The organism is Sphingomonas sanguinis, from assembly GCF_001476905.1.
GTDB lineage: Bacteria > Pseudomonadota > Alphaproteobacteria > Sphingomonadales > Sphingomonadaceae > Sphingomonas > Sphingomonas sanguinis_B.
Genome location: NZ_LDTE01000174.1, coordinates 1 through 801, shown reverse-complemented (window position 1 = coordinate 801; position 801 = coordinate 1). Strand labels below are relative to the sequence as shown.

The 801-nt window shown below is 66.4% G+C and carries 1 protein-coding gene and 1 pseudogene; both read left to right on the top strand.

Annotated features, from left to right (window positions below; translation table 11 throughout):
- Positions 1–541, top strand: a 541-nt coding sequence (locus SB4_RS18255) for an SDR family oxidoreductase (RefSeq protein WP_058753701.1), incomplete at its 5' end; no start/stop codon positions are given.
- Positions 538–723 (top strand): annotated as a pseudogene (locus SB4_RS18250) (sugar kinase); the annotation flags it as partial. The gene SB4_RS18255 and the pseudogene SB4_RS18250, both read left to right, overlap by 4 nt.
- Positions 724–801 lie beyond the last annotated feature (78 nt).

Here is an 801-nt window from a genome sequence, read left to right as displayed (position 1 = left end):
GCGCATCGTCGACGAGACGGTGGCCGGGCTCGGCGGGCTCGACATTCTGGTCAACAATGCCGGCATCATCCGCCGCGCCGATGCGGTCGATTTCACCGAAGCGGATTGGGACGCGGTGGTCGACACCAATCTGAAGTCGGTGTTCTTCCTCTGCCAGGCGGCGGGGCGCCACATGATCGCAAAGGGCAAGGGGCGGATCATCAACATCGCCTCGATGCTGACCTTCCAGGGCGGCATCCGCGTGCCGAGCTACACCGCGTCGAAGTCGGGGATCGGCGGCCTCACCAAGCTGCTCGCCAACGAATGGGCGAAGCACGGGCTGAGCGTGAACGCGATCGCGCCGGGATACATCGCGACCAACAACACCGCCGCGCTGCAAGCCGACGAAGCGCGCAACGCCGCGATCCTCGATCGCATCCCGGCGGGCCGCTGGGGCGATGCCGCGGACCTCGGCGGCGCCGCGGTGTTCCTCGCCTCCGACGCTGCGGCGTACGTCCAGGGCCATATCCTCGCCGTCGATGGCGGGTGGTTGGCGCGATGAGCCGGCTGCTCGCCTTCGGGGAGATCATGCTGCGCCTGTCGCCCCCGGGGCGCGAGCTGTTGATGCAAACGCCGCGGCTCGACGTCTGGGTCGCGGGGGCCGAGGCCAATGTCGCGACGCAGCTCGCGCGGCTGGGGCATGACGTGCGGTTCGCCAGCCGGGCTGTACCTCATACACATCTGCCGCTGCCGACGGTCTTACACGTGCAGGTGTTCGTCGTTGCACTTGCAAATCACAAAAAAATAACACAAATACTATGA